The sequence below is a fragment of the Bradyrhizobium sp. JR4.3 genome, from assembly GCF_040547695.1.
Taxonomy (GTDB): Bacteria; Pseudomonadota; Alphaproteobacteria; order Rhizobiales; family Xanthobacteraceae; genus Bradyrhizobium; species Bradyrhizobium canariense.
The window spans coordinates 191,941-209,167 of record NZ_JBEPQF010000013.1 but is presented as its reverse complement, the minus strand read 5'-3'; the positions used below and the strand labels follow the sequence as shown (position 1 = coordinate 209,167).

Here is a 17,227-nt window from a genome sequence, read left to right as displayed (position 1 = left end):
GCGCGGGCGCCTCAGGTCGGCAAGACAAAATAGGGCAGCCTGGTGGCGCTTGCAGCCGATGCGCCACGCTTCGCCACGAGGTCGCCCGCGCCCGCCAAGGATAATCCCGTCTGACGGCAAGTGCCAGCCAGGAATGCAGTCCCGTTCCACGCCAGCATGCCGCCGTGCTCGGGCCGGTCAAGGCCAAGCCTTGCGGTGGCCGCAAACGCGGCCAGCCTTGACCGCCCCTGCGCGCGGCGGCTGCGAGATCGATGGCCGGGACGGAAGAATGGCCCGCGGCGCAGCCGAACAAAAGAATGGACGTACGCGATTTCTGCAATCGTCATCTCGGTCATGAACAAATCGCTTGTCCGGTGCTGCAGCGGGAACGTCATGTAGGCCAGCACGTCGGTCTCGGCCTCGTCGAGGAAGCCGGCAAGCTTCGGCAACTTTGGCCGGAGCTGGTCGGCGACCTTGCGCCACTTGGGTTCGCGCGGCCTCGGCATCGTCCTGGGCAAATGCTGTGGCAATGAAGGCGGAGACGACACGCCGTCCGCTCTTGGCGGCATGCGCCAGCGCGTTGCGCATGAAGTGGACACGCGGCACCGCTGCCAGCCGGCATTGAGCACCTTGGCCACGGTGGCCTTGATGCCTTCGTGGGCATCGGACACGACCAGCTTGACACGGCGCAGGCCGCGGCGGGCGAGCTTGCGCAAGAACGCGGTCCAGAACGTCTCGGCCTCGGACGGCCCGATGTCCATGCCGAGACCTCGCGCCGGCCGTGGCTGTTGACGCCGACCGCGACAATCACCGCGACTGAGACGATGCGGCCATTCTGGCGTACCTTCACGTAGGTGGCGTCGATCCACAGATACGGCCAGTCGCCCTCGATCGGACGGCGAGGAAGGCCTTCACCTTGTCGTCGATCTCGCCGCACAGTCGGCTGACCTGGCTCTTGGAGATGCCGGACATGCCCATGGCCTGCACCAGATCGTCGACCGAGCGGGTCGAAACGCCCTGCACATAGGCCTCCTGCACCACGGCGGTGAGCGCCTTCTCGGCCATGCGGCGCGGCTCCAGGAAGCCTGGGAAGTAGGAGCCCTTGCGCAGCTTGGGGATGCGCAGCTCGACGGCGCCGGCACGGGTCTCCCAGATCCGGTCGCGGTAACCGTTGCGCTGGGCCAGGCGCTCGGGGTTCTTCTCGCCATAAGCCGCCCCGGTCTGGCCTCCCACTTCCAGCTCCATCAGGCGCTGGGCGGCAAAGCCGATCATCTCACGTAGCAGATCGGCGTCAGGGGTCTTCTCTACCAGCGTGCGCAGGTTCATCATGTCGTCGGTCATCGGTGGTTCCTCGGTTGCGTTGGCGTGTCGCAACCCGATCCTACTGGAGAACTGCCGGTGACCGATCCGTTTCGCGGCTTGCGGATACCGCGACAGAAGACATGTTGAGGGTCCGCGCGCGATTAGCAACAATGGTCAAAGTGATACCGCCAGAAGATAAGGCCGGCAAGCATCTGCGGTCGAACGGTCCAAACTCAAATTGTTCATCCGTGCACTTGGAGGGTCCGCCACAGACTGCGGCACGGACATGCGGAGGTTTGGGGAACGCGCAATGCCCAGGCTTGGTAGGTTCGGCATCTCTGGTTATCGCGTAACTGATCGTTGCTGTTCGTGGCGGAACGGGCGTGACGCAAACGAGCATACCGGCGAGCCCTGCGGCAGGTTGCGCTAAAGAGCTCGGGTCTATGATCATGGAAGAGTGCGCTATCCAGTGCCACAAAAAGTGAAGGATGCAGCATGGCCTATCAAACCCTGAAGTATGAGCTCGAGGAGCAGATCCTCACCATCACGCTAAACCGCCCGGAGAAGCTGAACGCCTGTACCGCCATCATGCAGAACGAGTTGATAGATGCGTTCGATCGCGTAAACAGAGAAGACGACGCTCGCGCAGTTATTGTGACCGGCGCAGGTCGCGCCTTTTGCGCGGGCGCCGATCTTTCCTCTGGCGCGGACACATTCGACCGCGATGCACGCCGTGGACCGGTGAGGCGCCGTGCTGACGGTAGTGTCGACTATACCGACCCTGATATCAGCGACGCTGGCGGCCAGATTACTTTAGGCATTTTCAAGTGCCTGAAGCCCGTAATCGCCGCCGTGAACGGACCAGCCGTTGGCATGGGCGTCACTATGCAGCTTGCGATGGACATTCGCATTGCCAGTGAGGCCGCGCGCTTCGGCTTTGTGTTCTCCCAACGTGGTATCGTACCGGAGGGCGGCGCGAGCTGGTTTCTACCGCGCATCGTGGGTATCGCGCAAGCGCTCGAGTGGTGTTACACTGGTCGTGTTTTCTCGGCCGAGGAGGCGCTTGCTCGCGGCCTGGTCAGCAAAGTGGTGCCACCAGACCAGCTGGGGCTGACGGCGCGCACTTTGGCACGAGAGATCATCGAGAAGACCGCGCCAGTGTCGATCGCGCTGATCCGGCAGATGATGTGGCGGATGCTCGGCGCCGATCACCCAATGGAAGCTCACAAGATCGACAGCCGTGGCATCTATGCGCGGGGGCGTTCCGCCGATGGCAAGGAAGGTGTACTGGCGTTTCTGGAGAAGCGGCCCGCGGTCTTCAAAGACAGGGTAACGAAGGACATGCCGGACTATTTTCCATGGTGGACCGAGCGGGAGTATGAATGACGAATGCTTATCGAACCTAATCTGATGGTAAGGCGGCGTGAGTTCGGGTCCGTGCTGCAGCGCAGTCAAGCGGTCCGTCGGCGCCCTCCCCTTCCTAGGCCGGAGCGTCTCCGCCATCTCTCGTTCCGGCGCAGCGGCTTGTATGAGGACTTGGTTGGATGCGAAAGCCGTATCACGGAAGAGACTTCCTTAAATGATGGTCCTGGCATGGTTGGTTCTTGCTTTAGAACGAACGCTGACCCGAGCAGTTATTGTGTCGGCTTCAGACACTCAGATGTTTCAGTACACCCCACGTGCTGCCCTACGATCTAGTCAAGCGAAGTTGCGCGATCTCGGCATGGCTTCATCAACACACTAGACTAGGTAGTGTGATGCAGCGTCGTTCGTGATGTACGATCCTGAACGGGGCTCATTATGCCAGGAGCGAGTTAGAGGAATGGCAAAGCTAGTCAACCAGTTGCAGGTTTCACGCTTTCTACGGGTCTATGACAATGCTGCTGCCCGGAGAGGGATAAAACTGTCGATAGGATTCGATTTTCGTGAGTATGTCTCGATCACGAGAGTCACTCCGACAAAGGGGCGAACTTATCCGAACTTTCGGCCAGATCGCTCCCCGATCAGATCAGGCGAGGGGTATTGGATCATAGGCCTCGACAACAACAAGGAAGTTGCGCTCACCGATGCTGCTCGATTGTATGACCTCTCACGGAGCAATCTGGCAGAACATCTTGAATCGTTGAACGCGTTTTACGCTAATCCGTCCGCACATGCACATTCTCAGGACCGTTGTATCTGCAACGCGCCAAGCGCCAAACAAATAACAGGGAAGGTCGCCTACCACGGTGATCTTTGGGTCCGCAAAGATTTTAGAGGGCAGGGACTCGCAAAGATCGCAGCCGGAGTAGCGCACGGCTTGTCGTTTGCGATGTGGACTCCTGATTTCCTCTGTTCGCTTGTGGGGGGCTTTTCCCTCCAGAAGGGGCTCGTTGCCCAATACGAAATGGTGCATCATGAACCTGGAGGGTCGATACTGCAGCTGGTGGAGGAGAACATTATCGATGATGATTGGCTCATCTGGCTCACCGGGCAGGAATTGAGAAGGCAGGTTGAGGATCACGATGAAACTGAGCTGCTTCGCACCGTGTCGAGTTCGAGGCCAGAACGGAGCGCCGGTTAGCCCCGCTGTAACCGGGTTGGCAATCGCGTCGGTCAACGAGGCCGTCAGATGGCGAGGGCAGCCCGTGAGGATCGCTCCCGCGGTGAGCGATGCCTACGCAGCACTTCGACATCTCGGTAAGGAAGCCCTAAAGATCCGGCTCAGTAAGCCTGAACCTGCTCGGCAGAAATGACAATTGCATTGAGGGCGCACCTTGAATCTAGATGAAACCCAGGCGGCAGGAAGCCCGTATGTTGGGCGGAAATCGAGGGACAGCTTCGCGCGCGCAAGATTGGTCTTTCCTGACGGTACCTCACGAGTAACAATCGAGCGGGATCCGGAGCCGATCTACGTCGAGCGCGGAGTTGGCAGCTATTTGGTCGACGTCGACGGCCGCCGCTTTCTCGACCTCCACTGCAACTTCACCACCCTGATCCATGGTCATGCCTTTGCGCCTGTCGTGGAAGCGCTAACTCATCAGCTTCAGTGCGGCAGTTGCTTCGCAAATCCAACAGAGAGCGAAATAGAACTCGCCGAGCTACTTTGCAGTCGCATTCCGCAGTGCGACCGTCTTCGCTTCGTCAATACAGGAACTGAGGCAGTGCTGTTCGCAATCAAGGCAGCACGTGCATTCACTGGACGTTCCAAAATCGCGAAGATCGAAGGTGCTTACCACGGAGCCTACGATTGGTGCGAGGTGAGTCTCGGTGCGACCCCGGATAATTGGGGCGAGCCGACTAGTCCCACATCGACGGCCCGCTATCGCGGAATGCCATCAAGCGTGCTCGAGGAAGTGGTCGTATTGCGCTTCAACGACGGGGAAGGCGTACACAGGCTACTATCATCGTACGCACACGACCTTGCCGCTGTGCTCATCGATCCCATGCCAAGCAAGAGCGGCTTGATTGCGCCCAAACCCGAGTTCATTGCGGCGCTTCAGGGGGCTGCGCGCTGCAACGGCATTCTCATAATATCCGATGAGGTCTTGAATCTGAGACAGAGCTTTCAAGGCGCGTCGGCCCGCTATGGTCTTGTTCCGGACCTCATCACTATGGGCAAAATCATCGGTGGCGGCTTGCCAATTGGAGCAATCGGTGGCCGCGAGGACGTGATGAGAGTATTCGACGCGTCGGCGGGAAGACCCATGCTTGCACAAGGCGGCACATTTTCCGCCAATCCTCTGTCCATGACGGCAGGACTGGCTGCGATGCGGCATCTAGACCATACAGCTTTTGAACGTCTCGAAGTGCTTGGAAAGATTGTTCGGGATGGAATTCATCTAGCGATTGTGAAGTGCAGCGCGCCGCTATGTGTTACGGGAGCCGCGTCACTGTTTCGGATTCATCCGCTAACAAAAGCCCCGAATGACTATCGTGAGGCCTATCTGGTGCCCGCCGTGGAACCCCTTATGAAGGAACTCACGCGCTTCTTTGCGCAGAACGGGATCATCCTGCCGCATGGCGCCACGGCATCGCTTTCGACGTCGATGACGCGCGCCGAGGCAGACTTTGTAGTCGATGTATTCTCAGGCTTTCTCCACGCCAATGAGAAATTGCTGAACCAAATTGCGGCACCTAGATGAACAGCAAGGCAACAGCTGCAGAGCCCATTTTGCACCTGTCTTCACGACCTGGGCCTTGACATGATCTGATAGGCCTCGCTCGGATGCGGTTTGGCGGCCGGGAAGAGACCAGCTTTGCGAGTCTCCTTCCGTAACTTCCGCTGAAAGGAGTGCGCTGGCTCCAATTCTCGGCAAGTGTGTAGCCCGGCGTTGAAGCATTCGGTGCACGCGCTCACTATGTCGCCCCTTTGGCGAGAGCGGAAGCAGCCACCGATCGTCGCTGTAAGCCAATTCCCTCCCCATCTTAAATGGTAGCTGTCCATGGCGTCGAGACAGTGATCTAACGCTGCAAACGAGAGCGACCGATTATCGCTTCAATAAGACGGGGTGAGAACTCAACCGCGCTCTTCGGGTGGCAAAGCACTCGGTCCCTCCGCATCCAGGAGTCCGCAGTTCCTGCTTAGATCGAATGGAGAATTGAAATGCAGCAGCGGAGTTCTCTTTCTAACGGTGACCGGCCGTCGGGGCATTTTCGCAATACCGCCTACGTGATCAGGAAGAGTAGCCCGTATTTCGATGCGGCCCACGCGGCTGGCCTCATGGGCGTTCAGGGACGTTCTACCACTGGACGCGGTTTTGTTCTCGGTACAGGTCCGCTCGAGCGCCGACCGGAGTTGGTCGACTTCGTGCGGTGCTCCTACTTGGGCCTCGACAATCACCCCATGATCGTCGCTGGAGCGATCGAGGCCATTGAGGCGCATCGCTCGTTGCACTGGTCATGCGCACGAACGAGACTGAATTTTGACTTACTCTCGGAGCTTGAAGCAACTCTATCCGAAATGTTCAGCGCACGAGTAATAGCCTCCTCGACTGTCATGCTTGCCAACCTCGGTGCGCTACCGCTTCTTGCTTCCGGCCAATTGACGGGAGGAAAAAAGCCAATTGTGGTGTTCGATCGGACCGCCCACATCTCGCTGGCCTATCACAAACCGGTCGTGTCTGATGAGACGGTCGTCGAGACGATTTCGCACAACGACATCGGCTCACTCGAACGTATTTGCCGCGAACACCCGGTGGTCGCTTATGTCTGCGACGGAGTTTACTCGATGGGAGGAAACTCGCCAATAATGGAACTGCGTCGGCTCCAGGACCGCTATGGACTCTTTCTCTATATTGACGATGCTCATGGCATATCGATATTCGGACGCCAGGGCGAAGGATTTGCTCGATCGCAGTTTTCGCCAGCGCTCGGTGATCGGACGATCATAGCGGCCTCGCTTGCCAAGGGTTTTGGCGCGTCTGGAGGCATGTTGATGCTCGGAACAGCCGAGCAAGAGAGGTTATTCCGACGCTTCTCCATCCCATATTCCTTCTCGGTGGCTCCCAATCTAGCGGCGGTAGGTGCCGCGCTGGGCTCGTGCAAGATCCACCGCTCAGCTGAGCTGGGCGAGCGCCAGCAGCAGTTGACGAAGCGGATCGAACTATTTGACCGTCGCGTCGCAACTGCGGAGCAGGGCAATTCTCTTCCGATCAGAATGATTGCGATTGGATCGGAAGCTAAGGCGATTGCAATCGCCAGGGAGCTTTTCGAGGCAGGATTTTACACGTCGGTGACGTTTTTTCCGACAGTTCCACAAGGAGAGGCGGGCATCCGGGTGTGCATCACAGCCGATCATGAGGTGCACGAAATAGACCAGCTCTGTGAACATATCTTGCAAAGGGTCCCCGGGGCAACTGCCGAGAACGACGGGGCAACTGCTCCCGCTTGAGATGATTAGGACGACGACACTGAGAGGTTTGATGGCTCTGGCTGATGAGACACAAGACGCGCGAGTCGGTCCGTTCTGGAAGCTTGCGCTGCCGCGGTTGCAGCAACTGAAGGGCCCTCATCTAGCAATTCCCGTCTATAAAGATGAGGGCGGTAAATGCGCTACGACAATCGTGCTCCAGCTGCCAAGAGTCCTGCAGCGCTCTGAACCGGTCGACGCAACGCAGCGATACGCTCTTGAGCAGTCTCTCGCCAAGCCTCTTCCCACCTTCACCTAGTGAACATGTTCGGTAATGCCTAACTCAGAAACATTTTCGGACCAAACCGACGGACGCATTGCTCTGGTGACTGGAGGAGCGCGCGGGATTGGACTTGAGATCGTGCGTCGGTTTTTGACTGATGGCTATAGGGTTGCGTTTGTGGCGACAAAGGCGACGAATGTTGAGCGAGCGCTGGGCTTGCTTGGCTGTTCGGAGGACCGACTGTACGCCGAGACCGTTGACGTGACTCGTCAGGACGATGTGGCTGCAGTTGTTAATCGGATCCGTGCGCATTGGGGCGAGATTGCAGTTCTGGTTAACAATGCAGGCATCTCTCCCAAGCGCGCGGACGGGAATGCACCCTGGATTCCGCAGACCTCTATTGGTGATTGGGAAAAGGTCATCCATGTCAATCTCAGTGGCGCATTCATTCTCATCAAGCTCGTGGTACCAGGGATGATGGCCAAAGCGTATGGACGCATCATCAATATCGGGTCACTTGCGGGTCGCGCCATGCCATTGGTTGCAGGGCCGCACTACGCCGCGTCCAAAGCAGGATTGATCGGACTGACCAGAGCGGCTGCACGGGATCTCGCTCCCCACGGTATAACGGTCAATTGTGTCTCGCCTGGGCGCATCCTCAGCGATCTAACTGGGCCACCTGGAGCCGCAGTTAATCGCGCCGCTCTGCAACGGATCCCTGTGGGCCGTTTGGGAACTCCCGAGGAGGTCGCGCACGTTGCAGCATTTCTGGCTTCGCCGATCGCGGGATTTATCACTGGTGCGACCATCGATGTTACGGGCGGAGAGTTCGCCGCGTGACATTAGCGGGTCCATAATGTTTGTGCCCGGTTTCTGTGGGCCCCGCAGCAGGCGCTGCTCGTGCCGAGCATATGCGCTGGTCAGCGGCCTTCAGGCAGCACCTATATCTGAGAAAAGGGACCTCAATGAGAGCGTTGTCGCATCTGCGGGTCGTCGAGATAGGCAGTTCGGCGGCGACAGGCTATTGCGCCAGGTTGTTTGCCGATTTCGGTGCGGACGTTCAGAAGGTCGAGCCGGCAGGGGGGGACCCTCTTCGCCGCAGTGCTCCGCTGACGGCTGGTGGCCAAAGCGCATGGTTCGCATTTCTAAGCTTCAACAAGTCGAGCACCGTAATCGACTGCACGGATGCGGATGCGATCAAACGAGTGACCGGGTTGATCGAAAATTGCGACATCCTGATCGATGGACGCCATATTGATAGCGCGGATTGTCCGGCCATAGATGTTGCCGCGATCCGGAAGCGGTGTCCCGGGTTGATCTACCTCGAGGCAAGCTGGTTCGGGTGCGAGGGACCCTATGCGGCGTTCGCCGCAACCGATTCAACGATCCGCGCTCTGGCCGGTTTGATCAAGTTGGCCGGACCGGTCGAGGGCCCCCCTTTGCATGCACCGGATTTCCAAACAGGGATTCTTGCGGGCCTGTGGGGTTTCATCGCTGCTGCGTCGTCGGTGCTGGCGCGCATGCAGCCTAGTGTGGGTCGCTCGTGGTCATTGAACCTGTTTGAATCAACGCTCGCTCTTAGCGAATATCAGTTGAGCCAGGCAATGGAGCGCGGCGAGGTGCGCCGCATGGGAACCAATCGGTTTTGGCCGAACTTTCCTGCTGGCATCTATGAGACGAAGAACGGGTGGGTCGGGATTACAACAATTACGCCGGTACAATGGCGCGCATTCTGTGAGATGCTCGACTTATCCGAACTTGTCGATGATCCGGCGTTCCTTCTCGGGGCGGATCGTTTGCAGCACCTGGAGCACATTGAGCGGCAATTCATTCCGAAGCTGAAGAGACGGACTGCGCATGATTGGTTTGCGGAAGGACGGAACCGCAAGATCCCGATTGTGATCGTGCCCAAAATATCGGATCTGCTGTTGGATCCAGAGAAGAAGGCGCGCGGCGCAATCGTCGCTGTCCGCTTTGGACCAGAAGACGGCCAGACGATTGGCTCGATGCAGCGGCTAACATCGACGCCTCCGCGCCGCGGCGGCAAAGTTCCGGCTCCTGCCGAGCAGCAGGTCTTTGCGAATAATCTAAGGCCCAGAAAATCTTCTGCGGTCACGGCTCGCGGCGGCATTGGTCATAGTGAGAAGGTCTTGCAGGGAACACGCGTGATCGATTTCTCGATGGGGTGGGCGGGGCCGTTGTGTACTCGCATATTTGCCGACCTCGGTGCAGACGTCATCAAAATCGAAGCCATCCAGTACCCGGACTGGTGGCGCGGCGTTGATCGCAAATGTTCGTATGTTAACGACCAGATGTACGAAAAGACGCTGCGCTTCTGTATGATGAACCGCAACAAGCGCGGCATCACGCTTGACTTAACGCGGCCGCGGGGCCTCGCCCTTGCGAAAGCATTAGTAGCCCAAGGTGATATTGTCGTCGATAACTATTCAGTAGACGTCCTGCCGAAGCTTGGGCTCGGCTACGATGTGCTCAGAAAGCTCTGGCCTCGACTGATTGTGATGTCAATGTCAGCCTTTGGCTCGAGCAGCGCTCATCGCAGTTGCCGCGCCTATGGCTCGACCTTCGAGCAGGGTTCGGGGTTGCCGAGTGTGATCGGAAACGAGGACGGGCCGCCGGTGATGAGCCATATTGCGTTCGGCGATGCCGTCGGCGGGCTGAACGGTTGTGCTGCAGTTCTGACTGCGCTCATCCACGCGCGGAGAACGGGACAAGGGCAGTTCATAGATCTGGCACAGATCGAGTGCATGCTTCCGTTTTTAGCACCATGGCTCACCGTTCACTCGATCGACGGTAAGGCGCCGCCAAGGTATGGTAATAGACATCCGCAGTTCGTGCCGCATGGCTGCTTTCGGTGCGCAGGCGATGATAACTGGGTCGTGATAGCTGCGACGGATGCCGAGATGTGGCGGAGGCTCGCGACCGTCATTGGGCGGTCGGATTGGGCCGCAGACGCATCGCTGAACTGTGCGGACGGTCGCCGGGCTATCGAGCATCTGGTGGAGAAAGCTGTCGAAGAGTGGACGATCACCCGCGATGCGGACCAGGCAATGACCGAGTTGCAGGCCGCCAATGTGGCGGCCGGCGTGGCCAGACTGCCAATTGATCTGCTCAGTGATCGGCATCTCGGCTCGCGCGGATTTCTGCAGCAGATCGAACGCGCCTTCATAGGCTTGCATCCGCAGCCCTCGATGCCGATTCGTGAAGACGCAAAGCCCCATCTAATCCGCACGCCGGCACCGACGCTGGGACAACATAACCGAGAAATTCTATCAGGGCTGCTCGGGCTCTCCGACGAAGAAATCGTGCAGCTGGCGAGGGAAGGCATAATCGGAACGAAGATGCTCTCCGAAGATGAACTCGCAAGAACAAAGGAGATGTCATTGCATACCCGCCGCCGCGGCCGAGACTAATATTCCCGGAGAGCCGCTGCCGATCGGCATCTAGCCAGATCGGGTACGATGCTCGACAGGGGAGCGGTTTCTGCGCGCCGGAAGTGCAGCGCGACTGTCCGTTTGTTAATAGCAGACGATCGGCCAGTAGCGTAGCCCTCCGAGCCTCATGGAAGTCGAGCATAGGGTAAGAAACGCGTCGAGTTCTGCATGGTGCGAGAGAGAATAGAGCCGCGCCTTGGCTGTAAATGGAACGCCAGCGGCGCCCATCGGGCGGCGCCAAGCAAGGCGTTGTGAATTCGCTCTCGTACCTGACCTGAGGTAAACCCACGCGGCGAGCAACAGCCGACCAATGTCCGGTAGCTTGGAAAGCCGGGACGAATTGCTTTGCTGTTCCCGACGCTTCCGGCGTTCGCCGCCGCTCCGTAGTGGGCGCGCGGTGGGCGATCCATTGGATGGGTGGCCCGCGAGCGAGAGGTCAACCCCCGCATTTCGCCGCCTAATCGCTTTACATATTGATCATCGGACATGAGTTGTCGGATGAGTAAAGAACCGGGTCCTGATCAGTCCGAAAAGCTCAGCCAGTCGATCCGCCGTCGGGGCGGCGTGTCGCGCCAAACATCTCGTTTTCGGCCAGTTGCCGAGATGTAGATCCATCGAGTTCGATTTCGCGCGACACCTCGATGACGGACTCTGGATGGTCGCCGTTCTTAGCCAGTGCGTATTTGAAAGCCTGGGCCCGGTTGACAAAGATGCCACCAAAAATACCGTTCTGTTCGCGTGCAACCCAATTGCCATGCCGATCCCTTCCAACAAAGACGATCGGCGCGATGTGCCGACGCGGAGGTCGTTGGACAAGCTCCATCATCATATTCCTTATGATCCCTCAAGCACATGGTCCCGAGCCGCCTTGATGATACAAACGACCAAGGCCGCGCTATTGAGACGCCCCAGCGGTGGCCGAAAGTTTGAGGTCATTTCAATCGGTGCTGCTTGGCTGCGTGCTTGTCCCGCTTCTCGGAAGACCCGCTGCGCCGCCTCAGCAGACCGACATCGAGCGTGAAGTGAGTTGTTGGGCCATGCAAAAGCATGCTTCCTAGGATCGTTAGGCGGGAGTCTCGGAGGAAGTAGGAGCATAGAAGGCCGGCATCATGTGATCTCGTCTAGTTCGTTCGCGTGGCCGAAGCTCATCTGATAAACGACTGCAGGAAACGCGCTTGATTGCGGTGCTTCATGAACCCGCCAATTGCGACGTTATGTGTTGCCCGCACGGCCTCAGCATCACACAGTGATAAATGGAAGGCTTGGCGGCGAACTCTCACGCGGCTGCGACCCTATGCGCTGGCACATCGTTCGCCATTTCCATTCAACGGCTTGCTATCCGATGCGTCGGGAAAAGTCGAGTGCTTCTTCTACACATTATTCACCACTCCGATCGGGGGCCGACTCTTGGGTTGCGACGCTCTGGTATGCATCAGCTCTGGTGAACTTTTGTAGCAGCCTCTCAATGGTCGTGTCCCGAGGCCGCCTTCAAATTCTGGTCGTTTGGCGTAGCGAACCAATCAGATGTCGATAGCTGACAATACAACAAGAACGATGACAGCCCTCCTATCACTCCTGGGGAGGTCTAGGTTTATCCGCAGGAGCTGGATATCCGAGTTCGAGAAGGGCACGGCGAGCTGGTTTCTCTCGCATGCTCCAAAGCTGGCAAGTTACGTCAGTGCCGGAGCTCATGTTTGGACTCGCGGCGCAATCAACTGTTTCTGCGCTTCGGGGCCAGGGGTCTGCACGTCGGAGAGGCTGCGCGGCAGGTTTGTTTTTGAGCGTGACATATCGCCAAAAATCGTCAACGTTCTTGGCCAAGCCGTTCTCAGCATAGTCGAGGAGAACCCGATGCCAGTGGACAAGCGACTTTCGATTGTGCTTGACCAACTAAGAATTTGCGTATCCTTTTATTGCAACCTTCATTGCAAGCACTGTTATGTTCCCCAAGAGTATCGAGACGAATACAAGAGACGTTTAGAACCGTCGCAGTTGTCGGTCGAGATGCCGGATTGTATCGATCTGCTTGTCGACCAGTATGGCCTGACAAAGGTCTCGGTGACGGGTGGTGAGCCACTTCTCAGAACTGTGTTTTCGCGAACGGAAGCCGTGCTCGCGCATGGAAAAAAAGCCGGGGATGCAAGTCCAATTGAATAGAGCGGGGCTTAGCCAAGTTCCGATTTGCGATGTGGTCTCCATCTTCGATGATCCCGGGAAACTTACGCTTCAATTTACTGCGACGGCGCAAAGCGGGACACTGTGGACCGTTTCCGCTGCAGGCCTGGTGTTTACTATTCCGCATTCCGTCAGATGTCCGAGGCAGCCGACTGCCGGGTCCTACTACCCACGTTTCTTGGATCGTGAGTCGTGATTCAAGATCGGGATGGTCCCCGAAGCAAGAGAAGGCCACCTTTCGCGGAAAGACCGCAAGGTGCTTGAGGCGTGTTGTCGTTCACCGATGACGTTGCAGCGCGATTTGAAGCGGGCGCGTATAGTTCTTCTGGCGGCGGACTGGCGCAGCACCCGGTCGATTGCCAAGGAGGTTGGAGTCCAGCCGCGGATTGTGAGCCTTTGGCGAGACCGCTATGCCGATCATGGCCTTGAAGGGCTGCAAGACAAGCCGCGGCCCTGCAAGCAGCCAATCTATACGAAGGTCACAGACTAGCGGATACTGAACCAGCTAGACAAGCCGGCACCGCAAGGTCGGACTGTGAGCACCATCAAGCATTCGGTTACGGGAAGTCGAGGTGGTTGAGCGGTCTATTACAGCAAAGGTTTTGGCGATCCGTCCAAGTCCACGTTGAGCTCGAACCGGGCGAACACGAGTTGCGCCCGAATCAACTACTAGACTTGACAATTGATCCAGATGGCGGAGCCATGGCAGTGATGCTCGGCGGTCCCTGATGGTTATTTCATTTCACCGAGCCTCTCAAATGCAGTCAAGAGCAATCGTTTCTCGCCATAGCCCTGATCCTCAGGCTGACATCAATCCAGTCGATTGCCTGCGCTCTCGGCCACCGGGATGAAGCCGTGTCTCTGTCGTCAATGCACATTAGTGTCGACAAACCTTGGCATCCAAAGCTATCGGCTGAGAATCGCAAGCGAATCTGGTAGGAAAGACAGCAGTTATGAATTCAATTTCCCACAAAAGCAGGCTACCGGCACACATCGCTTGCCGGTTGAGCGTACCCTTGATTGTTGCGCCCATGTTCCATGTCTCTGGTGTGGATCTTGTAACTACTGTCTGCCGATCCGGAGCCATCGGCGCATTTCCAACAGCCAATGCCCGATCGGTTGAGGAACTCGATCATTGGTTAAAGTGCATAGAGCATGATCTCGCTGAGCTGGATCGACCTGCCGCGCCGCATTGCCCGAACCTCATCGTCCGGCAACAACGTTTCAAGGATGATCTTGCCTGTCTGGTGCGTCACAAGGTCGAGATTGTGATCACTAGCGTTGGATCGCCGGAGGCAGCTATCGAGCCACTGCACGAGATCGGTTGCCTCGTGTTCGCCGATATCGCCTCGATCCGGCATGCGGAAAAGGCGATCGAGGCAGGAGTGGACGGCTTGATCTTGTTGACCGCAGGCGCTGGAGGCCATACGGGTTGGGCCAACCCGTTTGCTTTTGCTCGTACGGTTCTCGCCATTTTCGATGGTCCAGTTGTGCTTGCGGGCGGAATTACCGACGGGGTTTCGCTTGCGGCGGCGCGTTTGTTGGGGTGTGAACTTGCCTACATGGGTACTTGCTTCATTGCCACGCGGGAGAGCATGGCAAGCGATGCCTATCGTCAGATGTTGGTTGATAGCACATTGGATGACGTTATGCTGACCAAAGCGTTCTCGGGCCTTGACGCCAACATGCTGCGGCCGTCGGTCTTGGCGGCGGGGCTCGATCCATCAAAACTCGATGAGTCAGTGTCAGAGGCGCACGCGAAACAAAAATTTGGTGGCAAAACGTTCGACAAGGGACCGCGACGCTGGAGCGACGTCTGGAGTGCGGGTCATTCCGTTTCAGGCGTACGCTCGATAATGGGTGCGGCCGACTTGGTGACGCAGGTCGCTCTTCAGTACCAAGCGGCCTTAGCTGGCTCGACCTGATAAACGTCTTCGCAGAAGGCGTGGCGCCGGAGAGACTGCAAGTATGATAACGGCGCACCGGGGCGGTTATCGGGCTACGCGATACTGATCGCGCAGCCGTTTCTTCACGTCAGCGGTCACCCTGGGATGCGCCAATGCACGCTCATAGGGCGTCGATGGGAGATGATACCGTTCGATCACCTTAGGCTCTCGGCGCTTCTCCTTCAGCTTGAACGACGGCTGGAAGAAGTTGACGTAGAGCCGTGCCGCCGCATAGAGGCGGCCCATCACAGGGCCGTCCCGAGGCCATCGAAGCGGCCGTAGCCCATCAGGCGACGGTCCACGGCACCATTCTTCTGCTCGACGAACGGCTGATCGTTCTTCTTGTAGGCGCGCGATCGTGTGAGTTCGAGCTTCTGTTCGCGACACCATGGCATGACGACATCGTTCATGAAGGCGCTGTCGTTCTCGAAGTCAACGCCGCGGCAACAACCAGGGGAACAGGCTCTGGCCGCGGTTGATCGCCTCGACGACCACCGAACCTTCCTGCGTCAGCAACGGCAGGCCCTCCGTCCAGCCGGTGGCGACATCGAGCATCGTGAGGGCCTGGATGAACGAGCCGGCCACCGACGTGCCGCCATGGGCGACCATGTCAACTTCGCAGAAACCGGGCGACGGGCTGTTCCAGTCGTTGAAAGTGCGGATGGGACTTCGGGCCGGATTGCCGAGTAGAATCCGCCACGGCGCCGCCTACATCCGCTCGCCGCGATCTTCACATCGACGAGAAAGCGGTCAATGGTAGCGGCGCTGATCGCCAGGACACGATCACGGTCCGCCTGGCGAAGCCGTAATCGGCCATGTTGCTCGAGCGCCGGCAGCAAGGTCCGGCTCATCACCTTGAGCCGCTTGCCGCACACCCGATCTGACGCGTCCCACAGCGCCGTCAGCGCGTCCTTGATCGTCGCACCATATCTACGCTTGCGCTCTCGCGTGCCTCGAATGCGCCTGGCCCAACCGTGGCGCGTCGCCGGAGTGCGCGCACCGCGTGCTTGCGATGCCAACTCGCAGTCGCGCACAACTCGTCGAGGATGTGCCCCTTCTTTGGGGATAGAGTGACACGCAAACTACAAGATAGCACCGCGGCAACGAAATAAGAGAGAGAGAGCACATGGAATAAGTCTGAGTTGAATTCCGGTTACTCTTTCCTCAAGGAGGCACAACGAGTGCGAAAGAGGTGCAAGTCGACCAGCGGAGAGCGTTGATGCAAACCGAACGAGTTTCGTTCGCGGGGCGGGTGCGTCGGCCCTCACCTGAGCGATCCTATCCGGCCATAGGAACCGCTAGTCGAAGAGCAGAGCCGCAGACACCGAAAGCGCGGACGTAAACGTCAAGTGTCGCGATTGTTGCATGTGTTCTGTCGCATTGACGACGCATGTCACGACGCGTTCGATAATCCCTGGTGCCGCTCTTGGAGTGGCAATCTTCCATGCTTGTATCGACATTTTCTCGGAGTCTTGCGATGCGAGAGTTTGCGATGGCTATCGCGTGGTAAGGGATTTGGTGTTCTCGTCCTTAGGTCGTCTCGGCTCCGGAAGAAACACATGGTCGATGTGCAAGACGTTGTGCTGTCCGCACAGGAAAAACAGTGCTTGCGGTGGGTAGAGGAGGGCAAAAACGCGATCTCTTAAGGCGTTGTTCGATCTGCTTGTAAGCTGTTCAGCGAACAGGGTTCAGTCAAGTCGCTTACGGGGCACTGACCGACGCGGAGCCGACTCACCTTCCAGTGTATCTCCAAGCCGCGGTGACAGTGAACTGTCCCTTAAACTCTTAACCCCGCCCGCCGCATATTGATCGAGGCCGACGAAATGACGCGCGCGGTCTCACTCCGACAATAGCTGCTGGCCGCGTGTTCACACCGGTGCCGCGAGTGCGGCCGCTATTGCGGTGGATAGGCTGGCAAGTGCAGCGTCGCGATCGTCGCCTTGGTGGCGCGGCAGCCAAGGGTACTCTGCTGAGGACCTTTGTCGTGGGTTTAGCCAGGAGAGGTTCACACGGATTCCGTCAGTCCGACGCGAGCTGGAGATGATGGCGGACTATTCGCGCGTGCGACCAAAGTGATCTTCAGCGCCGGCGTAACCAGTCGCGCATCGCGCGGCTCGTCGAGTCCGTCCTCCTGCAGGCTCAAGCATTGCGACGACATACTAACCCGGAGAACGGTTTTGCACGGGTCCGCCCGGACTGCATAAGACCGTGTACGGCTCGTGCGCAGCAGACCAGCAAGCCAAAAAAACCCCGGTCCATG

12 protein-coding genes and 2 pseudogenes are annotated in these 17,227 nt (G+C 58.2%); 9 read left to right on the top strand and 5 right to left on the bottom strand.

Annotation, left to right across the window (positions count from 1 at the left end; genetic code table 11):
- Positions 1–11 precede the first annotated feature (11 nt).
- Positions 12–1,305, bottom strand: a pseudogene (locus ABIB91_RS41750) (IS256 family transposase).
- A 471-nt stretch (positions 1,306–1,776) separates the two neighbouring features.
- Here ABIB91_RS41750 and ABIB91_RS21950 point away from each other — a divergent pair.
- The 6 genes from ABIB91_RS21950 to ABIB91_RS21925 all read left to right on the top strand — a co-directional run bounded on the left by ABIB91_RS21950 (position 1,777) and on the right by ABIB91_RS21925 (position 10,825).
- On the top strand, positions 1,777–2,667 hold the full coding sequence (locus ABIB91_RS21950; RefSeq protein ID WP_354165244.1) for a crotonase/enoyl-CoA hydratase family protein: 891 nt from the start codon (positions 1,777–1,779) through the stop codon (positions 2,665–2,667).
- Positions 2,668–3,103: 436 nt separating this feature from the next.
- Positions 3,104–3,844, top strand: a complete 741-nt coding sequence (locus tag ABIB91_RS21945; RefSeq protein WP_354165247.1) for a hypothetical protein — start codon at positions 3,104–3,106, stop codon at positions 3,842–3,844.
- A gap of 193 nt (positions 3,845–4,037) precedes the next feature.
- Complete coding sequence (locus ABIB91_RS21940; protein ID WP_354165249.1) at positions 4,038–5,405, top strand: aspartate aminotransferase family protein; 1,368 nt, start codon at positions 4,038–4,040, stop codon at positions 5,403–5,405.
- Between the two features lie 461 nt (positions 5,406–5,866).
- Positions 5,867–7,153 carry an aminotransferase class I/II-fold pyridoxal phosphate-dependent enzyme gene (locus tag ABIB91_RS21935; protein WP_354165252.1) on the top strand — a complete coding sequence of 429 codons (1,287 nt, stop codon included), beginning with the start codon at positions 5,867–5,869 and terminating at the stop codon, positions 7,151–7,153.
- 292 nt (positions 7,154–7,445) lie between these two features.
- The gene (locus ABIB91_RS21930) at positions 7,446–8,234 is read left to right on the top strand and encodes an SDR family oxidoreductase (RefSeq protein ID WP_354165255.1); all 789 of its coding nucleotides are present in this window, start codon (positions 7,446–7,448) and stop codon (positions 8,232–8,234) included.
- A 71-nt stretch (positions 8,235–8,305) separates the two neighbouring features.
- On the top strand, positions 8,306–10,825 hold the full coding sequence (locus ABIB91_RS21925) for a CaiB/BaiF CoA-transferase family protein (protein WP_354253285.1): 2,520 nt from the start codon (positions 8,306–8,308) through the stop codon (positions 10,823–10,825).
- A 556-nt stretch (positions 10,826–11,381) separates the two neighbouring features.
- On the opposite strand, the gene ABIB91_RS21920 is transcribed toward ABIB91_RS21925, so the two are convergent.
- Complete coding sequence (locus tag ABIB91_RS21920) at positions 11,382–11,675, bottom strand: hypothetical protein (protein WP_354165261.1); 294 nt, start codon at positions 11,673–11,675, stop codon at positions 11,382–11,384.
- Between the two features lie 1,022 nt (positions 11,676–12,697).
- On the opposite strand from ABIB91_RS21920, the gene ABIB91_RS21915 reads away from it, so the two are divergent.
- From ABIB91_RS21915 to ABIB91_RS21905, 3 genes and pseudogenes are all read left to right on the top strand, one after another.
- Positions 12,698–13,003 carry a 4Fe-4S cluster-binding domain-containing protein gene (locus tag ABIB91_RS21915; protein WP_354165264.1) on the top strand — a complete coding sequence of 102 codons (306 nt, stop codon included), beginning with the start codon at positions 12,698–12,700 and terminating at the stop codon, positions 13,001–13,003.
- Between the two features lie 226 nt (positions 13,004–13,229).
- A pseudogene (locus tag ABIB91_RS21910) lies at positions 13,230–13,508 on the top strand (helix-turn-helix domain-containing protein); the annotation flags it as partial.
- A 466-nt stretch (positions 13,509–13,974) separates the two neighbouring features.
- The gene (locus ABIB91_RS21905; protein WP_502917009.1) at positions 13,975–14,946 is read left to right on the top strand and encodes an NAD(P)H-dependent flavin oxidoreductase; all 972 of its coding nucleotides are present in this window, start codon (positions 13,975–13,977) and stop codon (positions 14,944–14,946) included.
- 66 nt (positions 14,947–15,012) lie between these two features.
- Here the strand turns inward: ABIB91_RS21905 and ABIB91_RS21900 are convergent, their stop codons facing one another.
- Genes ABIB91_RS21900 through ABIB91_RS21890 form a run of 3 tightly spaced genes read right to left on the bottom strand, consistent with a single transcriptional unit; the run spans position 15,013 to position 15,576 of the window.
- Positions 15,013–15,213, bottom strand: coding sequence for a hypothetical protein (locus tag ABIB91_RS21900; protein WP_354165267.1), 201 nt, complete (start codon positions 15,211–15,213; stop codon positions 15,013–15,015).
- Positions 15,213–15,377, bottom strand: a complete 165-nt coding sequence (locus tag ABIB91_RS21895) for a hypothetical protein (protein ID WP_354165270.1) — start codon at positions 15,375–15,377, stop codon at positions 15,213–15,215. The genes ABIB91_RS21900 and ABIB91_RS21895 overlap by 1 nt, the downstream gene beginning before the upstream one ends.
- Before the next feature lie 22 nt (positions 15,378–15,399).
- A complete protein-coding gene (locus ABIB91_RS21890; RefSeq protein WP_354165273.1) occupies positions 15,400–15,576 on the bottom strand; it encodes a hypothetical protein in 177 nt (58 codons plus the stop codon).
- Positions 15,577–17,227 lie beyond the last annotated feature (1,651 nt).